Source organism: Belliella filtrata (assembly GCF_022549775.1).
In the GTDB taxonomy this organism is placed as follows: domain Bacteria; phylum Bacteroidota; class Bacteroidia; order Cytophagales; family Cyclobacteriaceae; genus Belliella; species Belliella filtrata.
The window spans coordinates 1-17,773 of the sequence record NZ_JAKZGP010000043.1 but is presented as its reverse complement, the minus strand read 5'-3'; the positions used below and the strand labels follow the sequence as shown (position 1 = coordinate 17,773).

The window sequence follows — 17,773 nt, the reverse complement described above, 5'->3', positions numbered from 1 at the left end:
GTTTATTTGGTGAAAGTATCATACTGGGATGTCGGTTAAATAACCCTGCTGGGGTCAAGTAAACTTAGGTATGCATCAAGCGAATGACTGGTGTCTCTAGCTACGTTTAATGTGCCATTTAGAACAACAATGTTACCCACTGGATTGAACAATGGAAGATTACTCAGTGCAGTAGCAATTTTGTCCTGTGGGCGAAGAACCTGATAACTAACGGCTCCGAGCTTTCCATTAAAGTTGGCCGAAAAGGCCGTTCCTGCCCAATAATTTGCCCCGAAGGTATAGATGCCCTTTATGGGGCTAGGGTTAGTCTTTTTAAAAGTCAAATCTGCTGCTGCCATGTTAGCCAGTACGCCGCCGAAGCCATGTCCTGTCAAGTATAATTTTTTGTCGCTGTATGTAGTAACTTGAGCTATTACTTGATCCGCGAGAGTGGTTCCACTGTTGTTGGGATCCTGGTAGTAAACATTATTGGCTCCGGTTACTACCATTTGCCCGTAAGGAGTGCTGGCTGTACTTGTGGCTGCTTCCCAGGAAAGAAATTCCTCGAATGTTATGGAGCCTCTGAAAGCAATCACCACACAATTTGGATTGGTAAAAACTCCAGCTATTAGACTTCCACCATAATTAATGGTATCGACCAATATATATGATGTGGTGTCGGGAAAGCCTGTGGTGTCGGGCTGCATAGCTTGTTGATAGATCATGGCAGTCATTTTCCCCAGAGAAAATGCCAAAGCTTGGCTAAACCCAGCAGGAGGACTGGGAATGGAAGTAGGCGAAGGTGTAAAAGTCTGAGGCTTTCCCCCCAAAGCTGTCAGATAGAAAATGGAATCTCTGACTTCCCATGGTGTAAAGTATGGCTGGGGAACAGGTGCTGTCACAGGAGCTGAAGTCCCCAGGGGTGCAAAGTCCAATGCTGAGCCGGATGGCTCACTTGGAAACAGGTCAACGGGTAATGTAGTAGACCCCACTGTCACCAAATACGTATTGCTTACCCGCTGATTATAGAGACTTTGAAAGGCCTTTGTACCTATATTTCCGGTGCTAAACGCATAAGATGGAGGTTGGGAATTGAAAGGTATGTTCTGGTCGGCAGGTCCTTTTTGCCCGGGTCGAAAGTCCAAAGCAACAATTTGCGCTAATGGTCCTCCAAGACCCATCCCCGTTAAGTACAATGGTTTTCCGGTTACTCCTGGGTTAGTTAAATAGGACAGGCTGTCCCATACATGCGATCTCAGATAATTGTAAGCCAGGGCATACAAGCTAAGGATAGTAGAATTTCCCTGTGGATCGCCCATCACACTTGTTGGTAGCATCTGTTTGTTCTGTGGACTAAATCCAAAATGATACTCACCAAGCAAGTTGGACCAAGGCAAACCTAGGGCCATGCAGGCGATTACATCGCTCCCCACATTACCATAAGCCAGAAGTATCTGAATATTGCCAACTGTAGGAGCTGACACCAATTGAGTAGTCAGGGTCTTCCATGTATCAGGTAAATTTGGTGAATTGGTAGTCAGTTCTGGGTTGGCAGCTTCTCCTGCCAGCTGTACCAGGGTTTGTTGGAGTAGGTTGATATCCATGATAGGGTCACGGGTTTTTCTTTGCTAAAATTTTTATTCCGGGATTCCCATTAGTTCCAGGGTTTCCAGGGCCTACACTATTTCCATTAGCCCCACCTGGGCCTGGGCCTCCTCCCGCTACTGCTGAGTTGGCTCCTCCTTTTCCTCCTGATCCTCCTTTCCCACCATTTCCGGGATCACCCCCGACTCCTGACCTACTGTCGAGATTAAAAAGAGCTAGATTGGGGATGGTGTTATAATAGATATAGATATCACCTCCATTGCCTCCTTGGCCTCCATCGCCAGGGCTTCCCCCATCTTTACCGTCACCACCCCTACCGCCTAACGCAGGGGAGGTGCAATGTTTCCCAAACCAAGGCTCATCAGGGTTATTTCCTGCATCACCACCATTACCACCGGAACCACCATTGCCTCCGGTACCGCCACTACCACCATTTCCTGCGGTACTCAAAATGTAAAGTGTACGCTGTAGTTCAAATTCACCCGATGTCAAAGTAAAGGTGGGTGCCGAAGGAGCATTCTCTCCAGATGTGGCTGGAGTTCCTTCTTTTCCATCTTTTCCAGCTTTTCCGGAGGTGGCACATTTGCTTTTGCTAAACAATCCTCCTTCTTTTCCGTCATCTCCTGGGTCACCATCCTTTCCGTTTTCTCCCGGATCTCCATTTTTTCCATTCTCACCATTCTTGGGTGTAGAGTTATCCTCCCCGGGTTCTAAAATCAGAATGGTGGGAAGAGTTTGCCCCTCGTCTGTTGTGACGGATTGAGGTGGTTGTACTGCTTTCATGGCTGTTTTGGTTATGATTTTGGGAGTACGTTTACAATAGGGGCGGCACCTGGATCGCCTGGATTTCCAGGGTTTCCAGATTTTCCGTTCGTAGATCCTGTTCCCTGTTTGCCGGCGGCTCCCCCTGCCCCACCAGAAGTTTGATTGGTGACAACATCCCAAGTTGCGCCATTATTCTGGCGATAGTAGAGATATACCTGACCACCATTACCGCCTTTACCACCATCACGACCATTACCACCATTCCCTCCGACTCCTGGAGGTCCATTTTGAGCTGCTTTACAGACGCCATTATCGCTGCTAGCATTGGGATCAACTCCTGCCACTCCTCCGGGGCCACCATTTCCGCCATCACCGCCATCACCGCCCGCCTGACCATCCTGAGCACCTACCACAATGGTGATATGCCCCTCCAGTACGTCTACCGTATTGGTGAAAATAGGCCCGTGCTGACCAGATTGTCCCGCCGTTCCATCAGTACCATCTCCACCGGGGAGCCCTTGTTTACCATCAGTGGGTGGCTGGTCACACTTCCATTTGCAATCACCTTGATCATAGTAACTTGAACCATCTGTTCCTGCTGTTCCTCTCTCAGTAGGTGTTGTCCCATTCTTGCCATTGTTTGCCTTTGCCGGACTTATAGGGTCTTTGACCGTACAGGTTATCGTGCTATCTGTTGCCATAATTTTTAATAATAAGTTTAGCTTTGTTGAATAAATACCTGACAGTTCATGGATGCATCACCCAGTACCCGTATTTCACCGCCTGGTTCAACTGTTAAAACCCCATAATTGGCAACCGTACCTTCATGTAATTCTAAAATCTCACCGCTTTTTACAGTGTAGTCAGGCTCAGAATAGGCAGCCAAAGTTGTGGGGAATAAAGTGTTATTAATTAGTGTTTTATCACTTTCACTGATTTTTTTTGAGTTACCATGTATATAAGCATGAGCAATCCTTTTAAGGTGTTGAACCTGATTCATACTAAGATCCCTTTTTTTTACATTAGGTTCTATATTTAGTGGATCAGGATAAGTGATGTGCTCATCATTTTCATGATTTGAAGCACCTATTGCAGCTTTGAGCGCATCAATATTTCCAATAGAAACCAGTTTGTGAGGAGTTGTAGCTAGTGAAGGATCTTTGGAAAAAACTCTTTTTTTACTACTTGCTTCATTTTTAAACCCGGTCATTGGTAAGGTAGAAGTATGCTCTCCTGATTGGAATCCCAATCTTGCTGCGAAAGCTTCGAAATTCTGCTGTTGCTCTGTTGTTAGTGGCATAATATCTTGAATATTAAATAGTTGTTAATTAAATAATTAATTTTATATTATTAAATTTATTTTAATTAATTTTTATTAATATTAGTAAAACAAAATATTACAAGCAAGTATTTAGGTGAAAAATAAAATCAATTTTATATGATGCACTTTCAATAGATGTTTTATTTGGTAAACTTGAAACTATTGAAATTATATTTCTACTAATCCTCTTATAAAAATCACACCCTTAACTATATTATGCGTAAGAAAAAGACATTTATACTTAAACTGCCTTTTCAACTTAAGCTTCATTATATTCAACCATTCCTTTTAGCATATAGGTGCTATCTCTTTTACCCATTATAGACCTTATTTTATGCATAAGGTTAAATGCAGTTTCATACCGACTTAAGCCTAACTGTCTTTGGAATTCGAGACAAAAAAACCCCTTCTTAGTCGCAGACAAAAATAGAAAAGCCGTAAACCAAGTGTTCAATGTAAGGTTACTGGATTCCACTATTGTTCCTGCTTTTAAAGAAGTCCTTCTTCTGCACTTACTGCATTCGAAGAATTTCTTTCCACTAAACCAATATTATATGGTATAACTGCTACATGTTTTGCAGTAAACTCCTTCCCTTTCCCTGTATGCTTTCAGAAATTTCTAACAACTCTCTTCGTCAGGGAAATGGATTATAAAATCAATTAGGTTCTGTGTCCTCAATTTTCTTCAAGTAACATCATTATATCCCTTTTAGAAACTAGTTGACACTAGCTGTCATAGAATATTTGGCTACGTGTAAAATCACGGCAAGTCATAATCAATTAATTAACAATAATAATTAAGCAATTTTAAATTTTATAAATCACTTAATTCAACACTATCAATCAATGTATTGTGCTAGAAACTATGTTTTTCCTACAATCAAATTGCATGATACTTTCATTGCCAGGACTGACAAATACCTATAATTAATTTGTTTTTTTAAAAATTTAATTTTAATTTTAAATAATTAATAAAATAAAAATTAATTTTCACTTTCTTTTAAATTTAAGTTAATCGATTTGTTGAATGAATAAATCTTATGTTGTAATTCATAATCTTTTGAAGCAGCTACAAGTTAGCCTAACAAAGAAATATCTAAAAGATGCCATTTATTCTCATCCACAGTCAGAGAGTTTAATTGTTTTTGTTGACATTTTGGCAAAATATAAAGTAGAGAGCATACCAGTGAAAATTGGCATGGATAAGATTTCTAAAGTGCCTTTGCCTGCAATTGTCCAGCTCAAATCTGGAAATAACTCGATGTTTGCCTGTTTGAATAAAATTGAAAATGGTAAAGTTCAGTATACTGATGAATCAGGTAAATCTACCTTTAAAAGTATCCAAGATTTTGAACAATCTTGGACTGGAGTTACCCTCTTAGTTGAAAAGACTGAAAAATCCATAGAACCAGACTACAAGAAGAATAGATTTAATATTAGGGTCAAAAGTGGAATTGTTGCAATCATCGCAGCATTGTTATCTACATTAATAACTATGCAGTTCTTAAACCTTTATAATGACCATTATAATGGTGTTGGACTATTTTTAATACTGGTATTAAAAGGGATTGGATTAGTCGTGACATCTATGCTACTCTGGTACGAGGTAGATAAATCTAACCCAACATTGAAGGAATTTTGTTCAGGAGGAAAAAAAGTAAACTGTGACGCAGTATTGAATTCTGGATCTATAGTTGGTGGTCTTACCATAAGCCATTTAGCTTTTGGGTATTTTTTTGGAGGATTTATTTTATTATTGTTTAGTGGTCTTTCTACATCCTCCTATCACTTTCTAGGATATATCAGTTTCTTAAGCATCCCAATAATCTTGTCTTCTCTATATTTACAATATGTAAAGCTGAAAAATTGGTGTATTTTCTGCCTTTGGATTGTGGGGATATTGGCTTTGGAATTTATACTTTTTAGATTGACAAATATCACTGGCTTGTTACAAATACAAGATATAATGATTTTTTCCTTGTTGTTTTTAACAAGTGTTCTTGTATGGTTATTAATGAAACCTTTTTTACTCAACCAAAACACACTTTACGCTTATAAAAGAAAGCTATCAAATTTTAAATCTGACAAAGAAGTTTTTAGCCATTTGCTATCAGTTTCGAAAAAGGTTTCATCATCTCCTGAGGGATTGGGAATTTCTTTAATAAATCCATCTGCCAAATATCAGGTGCTAAAGGTTTGTAACCCTTACTGTGGACCCTGTGCAAAAGCACATCCCATACTTGAGCACTTGCATGATCAAGGCCTAATAGATTTACAGATATTATTTGTTCCAGATGAAAACCCTGAAAATATCAAAACCAAAACGATCAACCATATACTCTCAATCAGTCAAGAATATGACAGTTTGACTACAATAAAAGCATTGGATAGCTGGTACAGCGCAAATCAAAAGGATTTGGTAAAGTTTACAGAACAATATGAAACTCGCACTTCTATAAAAGAAAACGAAACTAAACTTTCTGATATGAGAGCTTGGTGTGTGCAAGAAGAAATATCGCGTACACCAACAATCTTTATCAATGGACACTTACTACCTGAGAGCTATACTATCGAAGATTTACCTCTTGTATTAAACTAATGAAATTTTAAAAAAGGCAGATGTCCTGAATGCCTCTAAATGATCAGGAAATCAAAACAATCATCAAAACAATCAAAACTATGATGAATTTAGAAAAACTGGGGCTATCTTCAGAAGACTTGCTCCAAAGAAGTCAATTAGCAACTATTATGGGAGGTAATGATCAGGAGGAGGATGAAATAGACGGTGCTCCATGTACTATTACAAGGTGCTCATCTACACAAAGATGTTGCCCAGGGGAATCATGCAGTGATGCTTCAGAACATGGTTGGTGTCAATAAAGTTAAGCCTATTCTATAAGTAAGAAACCAAAACTTTTGGTTTCTTACTATAATTTCTTACTCTCCAATATGAAAAACCTTCTTTATAGCCAATTGAAAATTAAGGGAATAGTTATTTATTTAGTGTTCTTGATAATTTTTTCCTGTACAAATGAGAAAAATATTAATGAAGATTATTCAATACCATATTTGTTGGATACAATAAAAATAGAGTCAAAAGGTCGAAATTTGGATCTTACGAGATTGATGAACATTTCTGATTTAAATAGTGATAGAAAATCAATTTTCTCCTATAATGAGTTCGATCATTCCATCGATCAGATTGATTTAGAGAATCAAGTGATTTTAAATAATTACCCATTTGAAAAAGATGGACCAAATGGAACTGGAGAGCATTTCTATGAATTCAATGCTTTAAAAGGTGAACGTTTTTTTGTCCAGTCATTTGAGAAGTCTGCAATTTATGATATTAGTGGAAGGTTAATTCAAAAAGTAGACTGGAGAAATTCAAAAGACTCTAATGGTGAAAAATATGCGGAGTTTCCAAGGAGACAAATTCTTGTTGAATTAGAAAATTTACTGGCTTTTGGTCTTTCTTACGATGATGAGAATAGAGAAGTTAATCTTGATGTTTTGTCTATGAAAGATAATATTGTAAACAGGTTATTTCTCAATTCAAAAAAATCATATTCCGATTTGATATTGGCAATTGATAACACGACTTTATTTATTGACCCAGAGGTATATTTAAGTTGGCAAGACAGTACCATAATAGTGAGTTATGAATTTTCAAACGAAATTATCTTGTTTGATCCAAAATCAAATGATTTAAGGTTTGTGGATTATAATCCAACTTTGACTCCTAAAAGTGTAAAACCAATAAATGTAAATAGTATTAATTCAAAAGAGCAACTACAAAAAGAATTTCAACATTACTTAGAACAAGTCAAATATTACCCTCCTGTTTGGGATGATATGGGAAAACAGTATTATCGTCTTTCTACCAAAAGAATTTTTTTTGAGGGTAAAGATGAAAAATCTCTCGTACCAGAAACACAAAAAATCAAAGTATTTCTTTCAATATTCGACTCTTCTTTCAATCTCACTAAAGAACTAGAAATCAAAGAGTTCCTGTACTCCAATGAAAAGTACTTCGCTAAAGATGGGAAGTTATGGGTATTTCATAATTTCTCGGATGAACTAGGATTTATAATTATCAATATTTGAACTGTCAATATTAGAAAATAAAATGGTGATCAATCTAATCAGAATAAAAGGCAGATGTCCTGAATGCCTCTAAATGATCAGGAAATCAAAACAATCATCAAAACAAACAAAACTATGATGAATCTAGAAAAACTGGGGCTATCTTCAGAAGATGTGCTCCAAAGAAGTCAATTAGCGAGAATCCAAGGAGGAGGTACTTGGGTTTGTTACTGCGGGTTTGAAGGAGGTGGACATGACCAAGATCAATTTTTGGTTATGGCAGATGACACAATAGGTGCAGTTGATGTTGCAACAGTACAGTGTCAGGTATCTGGAAACGGAGGAATTGGGGCCACTTGTGAGTGAAAATAAATAAGGTACAAGTATCTATTATTATTCTTGTATCTTATTAATTTTAAAAAGTTGGAAATGAAATCTTTTAGATATGTAATAGTCATTTTTATTTTGATTGGATGCAATCAAGATCGAATTGGTGATCTTCCATTAATCGAAATTAACATTAATAAGATCGATGAATTATCGTTGTCGGATGTCACTAACGAAGTCAATTTTATCCGATTGGAAACTTCTATGGATTCATATATAATCTATTTAAGTGATTTACTTCACTTTAATGATAAGTTATACATCAAATCTTCAAATCAAAAGGTTTTGGTGTTTGACATGGATGGTAATTTCATTCAAAAGCTTGGTCAAGAAGGTGATGGCCCTGGGGAATATAAGTTTATCAGATCAATCATGGTCAATGAACAAACACGTGAAATTTATGTACCTACGACTAGAAAAGTTTTGGTTTATGCTCCAAATCATGACTTGATAAGAGAAGTATTGTTAGAAAATACCTGGGACTATATAGGCTATTTTGAAGGTAAAATGTACTCCGTAGAACATAAGTATAGCATACCAGTCGAAAATGGCTTTGCAAACCATACTAGCCTTTATGAAATCAATTCGGAACTCTCGGTTATAGATACACTTTTCATAAGAAAAAAAACACTTCCAAAGAAAACTGCCTCAGTATACGCACACAATCATTATTTGTCAATCATAGATAATGATGTCTACTTCTATGCTTCATTTCTTTCCAATGAAGAAATTCATAGAGACACTTTATACCAAATTAAGGAAAATAAATTATCACCAAATTTAAAATTGGATTTTGGAAAACCAGTACTTAATGAAAAGGGTGTAAAATTAACTTTGATTTTTAATATAATTCAATCAAAGTCATTTATCATATGTGAATATTTACATAAAGGCAACAAAATGTTCTTCCTATACAACAAGAATGATTCAAAAGGTTATAACCTGAAAGAAGGACTATTAGATGAAAATGGTAATCCAGTCGTATTTCGGCCTTTTGACTTATCCAATGATACATTTTACTACATAAAAAACCCAGAATATATCAACAAGTCTATTGAAGAATCTAACCCAATTATTGGAGTTGTGACGCTAAAGTAAATTGATATTTTAAAATTTTGAGCCAAAATTTCCCATTCTACCGACAACCTGACTCCAAAGACTGTGGTCCTACCTGCTTGCGGATAGTCGCTAAGCATTATGGCAAGCTGATTTCCCTGCAAGAAATCAGAGGATTGTCTGAGACTACAAGAACAGGCAGTAGTTTACTCAAACTCAGTGATGCTGCCGAGGCCATAGGATTTAAGACTATCGGGGCTAAGCTAGATTTCAAAAAACTGGAAAAGATCCCCCTACCCTGCATCGTTCACTATGACAAGCAGCATTTTGTAGTTATCTATAAGATTAAGGCTGGAATAATCTATGTATCAGATCCTGCTTTTGGATTAATTACTTTAACAAAGGAAGCATTTATTTCCCGTTGGATAGGGAAAAATGCTAATGAGCAGACCAAAGAAGGGATTGTTTTACTTTTGGAAACAACTCCAAAATTCTATGAAAGAGAATGGGACAAAACAGATAGAAAATCTGTAAGTTTTTTGTTTCAATATTTATTTAAGTACAAGAATTTGCTTGTACAACTAGGAGTAGGGTTAAGTGTAGGTAGCCTGCTTCAATTGATTTTCCCTTTCCTAACACAAAGTATTGTCGATGTAGGTATACAGAACCAGGATGTTAATTTTATTTACTTGGTATTATTAGCCCAGCTGATGCTATTTATTGGAAGGACAACTGTAGAAGTTTTTAGAAGTTGGATTTTGCTTCACCTCAGTACACGGATTAATATTTCCTTGATCTCCGACTTCTTTATCAAGTTGATGTCTTTACCAATTTCATTTTTCGATACTAGGATGACGGGAGATATCATGCAGCGGATTGGTGACCATAGGCGTATAGAAAGTCTTTTAACTGGCACGGCATTGAGTACACTCTTTTCCTTTTTTAATTTCTTTGTTTTTGGAGCAGTATTGATTTATTATAGCCCATTGATCTTTATGATCTTTATTGCCGGAAGTACTTTGTACTTTTTGTGGATATTCTATTTTCTTAGAAGAAGGAAGAAGCTTGATTATATGCGGTTTGAGCATGCTAGTAAGGAGCAAAGCACAGTCATTGAATTGATCAATGGGATGCAAGAGATCAAAATGAACAATGCCGAAAAACAAAAGCGTTGGAGGTGGGAATTCATCCAAGCAAATCTATTTAAGGTTTCTATTAAAGCTCTTTCTTTAGAGCAGATGCAAGGGGTGGGATCTTCCCTGATCAATGAGTTTAAGAATATCATGATCACTTTTACTTCTGCAGTATTGGTGATCGAAGGTAACCTGACTTTGGGAATGATGCTCTCCCTGCAATATATCATCGGTCAGCTCAATAGTCCTATCATGGGCATGGTTGGTTTTGTACGAAGTTATCAAGATGCCAAAATAAGTTTAGAGCGCTTGAATGAAATCCATAGCAAGGAAAATGAAGAAAACCCAAAGCATCAAATCATAAAGACTATAGAAGCTGGACAGGAACTAAAGCTCAATAAGATTTCATTTAGATACCCTGGTGCTGAAACACCTGTACTAGATAATATTACTTTATCGATTCCTGCAAAAAAAGTAACAGCAATCGTAGGTTCAAGTGGAAGCGGTAAGACAACATTGATGAAACTTTTACTAAAATTTTACAGTCCTGCTTCAGGCGAGTTAAATTATGGGAGTCATTCCATAGATACGCTTTCTTCTTCCGCATGGAGGTCTCATTGCGGTGTTGTAATGCAGGAAGGGTATATCTTCAATGACACGATAGCTGGAAATATTGCCGTTGGCGAAGATGAAGTTGATATAGATAGGTTACTTTCGGCCACAAAAATGGCAAATATTTATGATTTCATCCAAACTCTCCCACTACGCTTTAATACCGTGATCGGAAATGAAGGAGTTGGAATAAGTACAGGGCAAAAGCAACGTATGTTTATTGCAAGAGCTATTTATAAAAATCCAGAAATTCTGTTTTTTGATGAGGCCACCTCTGCTCTTGATGCCAAAAATGAAAAAGAGGTGATGGAAAACCTCAGTCATTTCACAGAAGGGAAAACAGTAATTATTATTGCCCATAGACTTAGCACAGTCAAAAATGCAGACCAAATCATAGTTATGGATCAGGGAGAGATAGTTGAGACAGGTACACATCTGGAATTGATAGACCAAGCTGGCATATACTATAACTTGGTCAAAAACCAATTGGAGTTGGAAAAAGTAAGCAGATCTTAGGCATGCCAAATTACAACCAAATAGATAATATCGAATTACGTTCAGAAGAGGTTCAAGAGATTATTTCTTCACCTCCTTCATGGATCATAAGGTGGGGAATCACTTTAATGTTTTTTTTAGTTGGAATGTTGATCATGCTATCATTTTTCATTAAATACCCAGACTATATCACAGCTAAAGTTATGGTCACAACGCTACAACCCACTGAAAAAGTTATTGCTAGAGGCACAGGTCAAATTGATAAGATGTTTGTAAACAATGGAGAAAGTGTTGAGGTTGGTCAACGATTGGCATCAATTAAAACTACGGGGGATTTTAATAGTGTCTTAACTCTCTTGAATCACTTAGAATCTATTCCTTTCGGTGTTAGTAATGGATACGACTTTCCGATAGAAACTACGTCGGGATTAGAGCTGGGAGAAATTGAGGTAGCTTATACAAGCTTTGAACGGAGCTACCTAGAGTATAAGCTGATAGAGAAGCTAAAACCATTTCTTAATCAGCTAGAAGGTCAAGAATATGCTATTTTAGAAGCTAGGGATAGATTGGAACAGCAGAAAAGTCAAAAAAAATTGCTTGAAAAGAAATTTGATTTGGTAAAAAAAGATTTCGATCGAAATAAAGGGTTATTCCAAGATGGGGCTATCTCCGCAAGGGATTTTGAAATCAAAGAGATTGAATACATACAGATTCAAGAACAGCTTAACCAAATGAGCATAACCATCTCCCAATTGCAAGGAATAATTGCAAATGCTGAGAACAGCATAAATAGCACAGTTATTCTAAAGGAACAAGAAGAATCAAGGTCATTGAACAACCTAGTTCAATCCTACTATGGTCTAAAACGTTCTGTAAGGGAATGGGAACAACAATATGTTTTAAGGGCTTGGACCAATGGTTTAGTAAGTTTTCAGAACGTATGGGCTGAAAATCAAATTGTGACTTCTGGAGATCATATATTTACAATATTCCCAGAAAATAAAACAGATTTGATAGGTAAACTAACAGTACCTTCCTTGAACTCTGGTAAAGTTGAACTCGGTCAGAAAGTATTGATCAAACTAGATAACTTTCCATATCAGCAATTTGGTACATTGAATGGGACAATAAATAATATTTCGATTTCACCTGACAGTGAGGGAAATTACCTAATATATATTGACATTCCAGATGGGACCAGAACATCATATCAGCAAGAAATACCTTTGAATCAAGAGTTGCTAGGTACTGCTGAGATTATTACTGAAGATTTGAGTATAGCAGAGCGGCTATTCTTCAAGTTTAGGTCTGTACAAAGATTTGAGTAGTGGGCTTTATCTTTTCTTTAAAGCTTCACTAATAATTATACATTCCACAGAAGTAAATCTTTAAACTCAAACAGCACTGGGGAAATCAAAATACAGGTATGGCTAGTGTTAATCGTCAATTATTGATCTCGGTAAGTCACAAACAATTCAAGGAATCAGTGTAGATTATGATACTTGTAAACATGATATACATATACTCAAAAATCTTACTAACAAAGCTTTTACGATTCCTATTATTTAAAGGAGCCAAAGGGGAATTTTATTTAAAGAAAAAATAAATGTAGGACTTAGTTTTTCAAGCACTACATTTATTTTACATTGTAATTCACCAAAATGCTTTATCTTGTTCTGTTAATCAAAAAAGTCAATCGATAAACTTATTTGAAACATTTTTTTTATTCAAGCATCAAACTTAACATTCAGCCACTACCAAATCAAAACCTCTCTCCTGTCTGACCGGATGTTCTTCTTGAACAATGGAATCACAGCTAAGAACTCATGTGTAGTATTTGGCAATAAGTAAGATTTATTCATTGGTAACTCATAGACATAACCTATCCTGATCATTGGAAACAAGACTCCAAGCTGGAAATTATTAGCGTAATCTATCCTATGTCCTCCACCTAGCCATATTCTATCCATCATCAATACTTTGAAATTGAACTCAATGTTATCTGGTAAATCTTGCTGAGTTCTATACATGAAGTTTGTTGCCAAAGCCAAGTTTTGACTCAATGCATTCCTGTAGCCCGCTTGGAAGATTCCCACTCTTGGTTTTCTTTCCATGAATACGTCTCCTGAGTTGATCGCTCCTTTGTTTACATGAGAGACGGCATAGGAAACATAATAATTTGGATGGGTAAGAGCCATACCGATATTGAAATCTAACACTTGCATGTTGGCAAAGCTGTTCAAGTATTGCCCTATAACTGGATCGCTAGCTTGCTCAGTAGTCAGGCTGTTACCGTCTAGCCTCACTTGATTGTAGCTCACACCCATACCCAAACGGATAGCTGTCTTCTCTCCTACTTGAATCCTAGAAGCATAGGAACCTATCATCTCTGTCTCTACAAATGCCCCATATTGATCATGGAGCACATTGAACCCTAAAGCATTCTTATTTGGATCTGCACCTTTGGAAAAGTCTGCAATATCAAACTCCAAACTCCCGAAATATGTCATCGGAGCTCCTTCAAACCCCACCCATTGATTTCTGATCAATCCTCGAAAGTTAGACCCTTCATAACCCGTCAATGCAGGATTGAAATAACTCTGCATGTGGCTAAACTGGGAAACATATTTTCTTGACTGAGCAAATGATGACATGCTCATTGTAATTGCAATAAAGAGTAGGTATATTTTTTTCATGATCAATCTTGTTAAACGTTAAATGTTAGGCGTTAAAATGTTGTTGATTGTGAAAAAGAAGGAAGGGATATTTCATCCTTCTTCCTTCGTCTTTCATCATTTTCTATTACTTTCTAAATAGATTCAACATGCCCTTTCTCACTTCTCCCGTCTCTTTCACTTCTACTGTCCAGTAGTAAGTACCTGTAGGTAACGCTATGGTTTCAAAGAAACCATCCCATTTGATATCAGGGTTTTGCGTGTAGAACAAGCGCTTTCCACTTCTCTCGAACACTTGGATCACCACGCCACTGTAATACCTCAATTCTGGTACTCCCCAAGTATCATTGGTACCATCACCATTTGGACTGAAAGAATTGTAAATTTCAATCGCGGAAACTGATTCTCTTGTCCTTTCGATCGTGAACACCTTCTCTATCACATTGCCATCTCTATCTGTGACTCTGATGAGCACTTCGAAGGTTTTCTTCCCTTCTACCCTTGCGGTGGTGTTCCAGTACAAGGCATTGTTGATGATTGCAAAGAAGCTGCTTTCATAGGCGCCCTGTACCAGCTCGATGCTATGAACATTGTCAATAGGGTCAAGTACACTAAGTCCCCCTACCCTAACCTGATAGTTTTTACTATCGGCTCTGAAGGATAAGTTATCCAATAGCAAGTCTTGAGGTGCTGGTTTTGGCAGTACTGTTACCGTCACATTAGCCATCAATTCCATTGGATTTGTGTAGCCTTGTGATAGGTTAATCACTGCTTCGAGTGCGTAATCTCCTCTTGCGTAGATGTTCAATGGTGATAGGTTCCAAGTAATCGGGAATGATAATACTTGACCATCAGCCGTCATCACCCCGATGCTTGAAGGTAAAGCTGGTTCCTGACCCCATGCGGTTTCTACATTTCCAGGCTGGAATACCATGTCTATTTCAGAAGCTGTGATTGTTAAATCTGCTGAAACAAAGTTGATGGTATAGTTATTACCCGCTGACAAGCTTCCTAGGCCTATGGCATAGCTACCAGGCTCCTCACCAACTGCTCTCTGAAGAGAACCAGTTACGGTTGCCAGTTGATCACCATTTACTAATCCTGACACTTGATAAGTCAAGGCTGGATCTTCAACCCCAAATGGTTTGATTTGGCTATCTGCTGTGATTGTCAGGGTTGCCTTGGTCACTTCCAATGCTCCTGCTACCAAAGTGATCTCATAGTTCGCATCTGAACCTCCTGCCAAGGTGATTGGATAGGTTCCAACTGCTGAACTTGCTGTTGCTGTGGTACTGATACTTGGTTCTGTTGTCACTTTGGTGTCATCGTTAACCAAACCAGAGTAGGTAAAGGTCAAGGCTGGATTCGCCGAACCATATACTTTGTCTTTATCTACTGCTGTGATCGTCACTGCTGCTTTAGTCACATCTAGTTCACCCGCTACTAGCTTAATGTCATAGTTCGCATCTGAACCGCTTGTTAAGGTGATTGGATAAGTGCCTACTACTGAGCTTATTGTTGCCGTGGTGCTGATACTTGGTTCAGTAGCTACTTTCGTGTCTCCATTTACCAATCCAGAGTAGGTAAAGGTCAAGGCTGGATTCTCAGAACCATATACTTTGTCTTTGTCTACTGCTGTGATCGTCACTGCTGCTTTAGTCACATCTAGTTCACCCGCTACTAGCTTAATGTCATAGTTCGCATCTGAACCTCCTGTCAAGGTGATTGGATAAGTACCTACTGCTGAGCTTGTTGTTGCCGTGGTGCTGATACTTGGTTCAGTAGCTACTTTCGTGTCTCCATTCACCAATCCAGAGTAGGTAAAGGTCAAGGCTGGATTCTCAGAACCATATACTTTGTCTTTGTCTACTGCTGTGATCGTCACTGCTGCTTTAGTCACATCTAGTTCACCAGCTACTAGCGTAATGTCATAGTTCACATCTGAACCTCCTGTTAAGTTGATCGGATAAGCACCCACTCCCGAACTCACTGTCGCCGGCGTGCTGATACTTGGCTCTGTGGCTACTTGCGTATCACCATTCACCAAACCATCGTAAGTGAAGGTCAAAGTCGGATTAGCTGAGCCGTAAACTTTATCTTTGTCTACTGCTATGATGCTTAGGGCTGCCGGGGTGACCGCAAAGTCAGCACCCGTAAAAGTAATCGTGTAGTTGCTACCTGCACTAAAAGTTCCCTGATTGATCGCATAGCTTCCTACATTCTCTCCTGCTGCCCTTGCCAAGCTGCCGGTCAGGATGCTCTCAGTTTCGTTATTTACAAATCCTGTAGCTATAAAGGTCAGTGCCGGATCATTGGCTCCGTAGATCTTTGATTGGTTCGTATCCGCTGTAATGGTTAAACTTGCTTTGGTTACTTCCAATTCACCAGCTACTAGCGTAATGTCATAGTTCACATCTGAACCTCCTGTTAAGTTGATCGAATAAGCACCCACTCCCGAACTCACTGTCGTCGGCGTGCTGATACTTGGCTCAGTGGCTACTTTCGTGTCTCCATTTACCAATCCAGAGTAGGTAAAGGTCAAGGCTGGATTCGCCGAACCATATACTTTGTCCTTATCTACTGCTGTTATCGTCACTGCTGCTTTGGTTACTTCTAATTCACCAGCTACTAGCGTAATGTCATAGTTCACATCTGAACCTCCTGTTAAGTTGATCGGATAAGCACCCACTCCCGAACTCACTGTCGCCGGCGTGCTGATACTTGGCTCTGTGGCTACTTGCGTATCACCATTCACCAAGCCATCATAGCTGAAGGTCAAGGTTGGATTTGCTGTACCGTAAACTTTGGTCTTATTATCTGCGGTGATGGTTAAATCTTTCTTGAGAATTGTGAAATTCTTAATCAATGTACCCGTATAAGCACCTATACCAGTAATGGTAACTGTAGCAACACCTGAATTGATATTGTTTGTATAAGTTACAGTGAAATCATCCCCTTCATCAAGATCTACTCCACCATCAGACAATAAAACCGGTGGAGTTGCAGCAAGTCCATTGTATATAACATCAGAAAACTCCGTAAAATCTAAACCAGAAAGCAGTCTAATAGGTGTAGCAGTCACCGAAGACGAGGCAGGACTGGCTCCTTGTGCATTTACCGCTCTCAGCGTTATATCATATGCCGTACCATTGCTTAATCCAGCAATCGTAACCGGCGAATAGGTAACTGCCGGATTAAACGAAATCCATGTCTGTCCACCATCAAGGCTGTACTCGTAATTGGTAATAGCACTACCTCCATCCGCTCCTGCTGTGAAGTTGATGGTAACTTGTCTATCTCCTATTTCAGTTACAAGATTTGTAGGAGAAGAAAGAGGAAAATCAGTTAATGTTACGAAAGTACCATCAGAAGTAAAGGTTGTACCATTAGAATTAGTCGCAAAAGCTCTAAAATAATATAAAGTCTCTGCTTGCAAACCAGTCACATTTGAAGACATTACTCCCGTCGTACCAGAAACACTCGTTAAGTTTACATTGGGATTTGGAGTAGTTCCAAAATAAAAACCTCTTGACAGCAATTCCGATTTTAAATAATTGAAGTAGTTTGATCAATTTGCTTTAGAAAATAGACATAGGATTCCCATGACCCTGTTTCCAGGGAATTCTTTTTTTTAATTAAACCAGTTTTTGTGTTTTTGC

At 38.2% G+C, this 17,773-nt stretch carries 13 protein-coding genes and 1 pseudogene; 7 read left to right on the top strand and 7 right to left on the bottom strand.

Annotation, left to right across the window (positions count from 1 at the left end):
• Window positions 1–35 precede the first annotated feature (35 nt).
• The 5 genes and pseudogenes from MM239_RS14780 to MM239_RS14760 all read right to left on the bottom strand — a co-directional run.
• Window positions 36–1,583: a lipase family protein gene (locus MM239_RS14780; RefSeq protein ID WP_241349024.1), complete on the bottom strand. Its 1,548-nt coding sequence runs from the start codon at window positions 1,581–1,583 to the stop codon at window positions 36–38.
• Between the two features lie 7 nt (window positions 1,584–1,590).
• Window positions 1,591–2,367, bottom strand: a complete 777-nt coding sequence (locus tag MM239_RS14775) for a hypothetical protein (protein WP_241349023.1) — start codon at window positions 2,365–2,367, stop codon at window positions 1,591–1,593.
• Between the two features lie 11 nt (window positions 2,368–2,378).
• Entirely contained in the window at window positions 2,379–3,050 is a 672-nt protein-coding gene (locus MM239_RS14770; protein WP_241349036.1) for a hypothetical protein, read from the bottom strand.
• Window positions 3,051–3,067: 17 nt separating this feature from the next.
• Complete coding sequence (locus MM239_RS14765) at window positions 3,068–3,649, bottom strand: hypothetical protein (RefSeq protein WP_241349022.1); 582 nt, start codon at window positions 3,647–3,649, stop codon at window positions 3,068–3,070.
• Window positions 3,650–3,932: 283 nt separating this feature from the next.
• Window positions 3,933–4,283: pseudogene (locus MM239_RS14760) on the bottom strand (IS1595 family transposase); the annotation flags it as partial.
• Window positions 4,284–4,697: 414 nt separating this feature from the next.
• Between MM239_RS14760 and MM239_RS14755 the strand changes: the two are divergent.
• The 7 genes from MM239_RS14755 (at window position 4,698) to MM239_RS14725 (ending at window position 12,767) form a co-directional block, all read left to right on the top strand.
• Window positions 4,698–6,269: a vitamin K epoxide reductase family protein gene (locus tag MM239_RS14755; RefSeq protein WP_241349021.1), complete on the top strand. Its 1,572-nt coding sequence runs from the start codon at window positions 4,698–4,700 to the stop codon at window positions 6,267–6,269.
• Window positions 6,270–6,349: 80 nt separating this feature from the next.
• The gene (locus MM239_RS14750) at window positions 6,350–6,550 is read left to right on the top strand and encodes a hypothetical protein (RefSeq protein ID WP_241349020.1); all 201 of its coding nucleotides are present in this window, start codon (window positions 6,350–6,352) and stop codon (window positions 6,548–6,550) included.
• Between the two features lie 192 nt (window positions 6,551–6,742).
• Window positions 6,743–7,777, top strand: coding sequence for a DUF4221 family protein (locus MM239_RS14745; RefSeq protein WP_241349019.1), 1,035 nt, complete (start codon window positions 6,743–6,745; stop codon window positions 7,775–7,777).
• A 114-nt stretch (window positions 7,778–7,891) separates the two neighbouring features.
• Window positions 7,892–8,122: a hypothetical protein gene (locus MM239_RS14740; protein ID WP_241349018.1), complete on the top strand. Its 231-nt coding sequence runs from the start codon at window positions 7,892–7,894 to the stop codon at window positions 8,120–8,122.
• Between the two features lie 63 nt (window positions 8,123–8,185).
• Complete coding sequence (locus MM239_RS14735) at window positions 8,186–9,241, top strand: 6-bladed beta-propeller (protein ID WP_241349017.1); 1,056 nt, start codon at window positions 8,186–8,188, stop codon at window positions 9,239–9,241.
• 17 nt (window positions 9,242–9,258) lie between these two features.
• Window positions 9,259–11,460, top strand: coding sequence for a peptidase domain-containing ABC transporter (locus MM239_RS14730; RefSeq protein WP_241349016.1), 2,202 nt, complete (start codon window positions 9,259–9,261; stop codon window positions 11,458–11,460).
• Between the two features lie 2 nt (window positions 11,461–11,462).
• Window positions 11,463–12,767: an HlyD family secretion protein gene (locus MM239_RS14725; protein WP_241349015.1), complete on the top strand. Its 1,305-nt coding sequence runs from the start codon at window positions 11,463–11,465 to the stop codon at window positions 12,765–12,767.
• A gap of 426 nt (window positions 12,768–13,193) precedes the next feature.
• On the opposite strand, the gene MM239_RS14720 is transcribed toward MM239_RS14725, so the two are convergent.
• Together MM239_RS14720 and MM239_RS14715 are read right to left on the bottom strand one after the other, a co-directional pair.
• Window positions 13,194–14,135, bottom strand: coding sequence for a PorP/SprF family type IX secretion system membrane protein (locus tag MM239_RS14720; RefSeq protein ID WP_241349014.1), 942 nt, complete (start codon window positions 14,133–14,135; stop codon window positions 13,194–13,196).
• A 106-nt stretch (window positions 14,136–14,241) separates the two neighbouring features.
• Window positions 14,242–17,652: an MBG domain-containing protein gene (locus MM239_RS14715; RefSeq protein WP_241349013.1), complete on the bottom strand. Its 3,411-nt coding sequence runs from the start codon at window positions 17,650–17,652 to the stop codon at window positions 14,242–14,244.
• Between the last annotated feature and the right edge of the window lie 121 nt (window positions 17,653–17,773).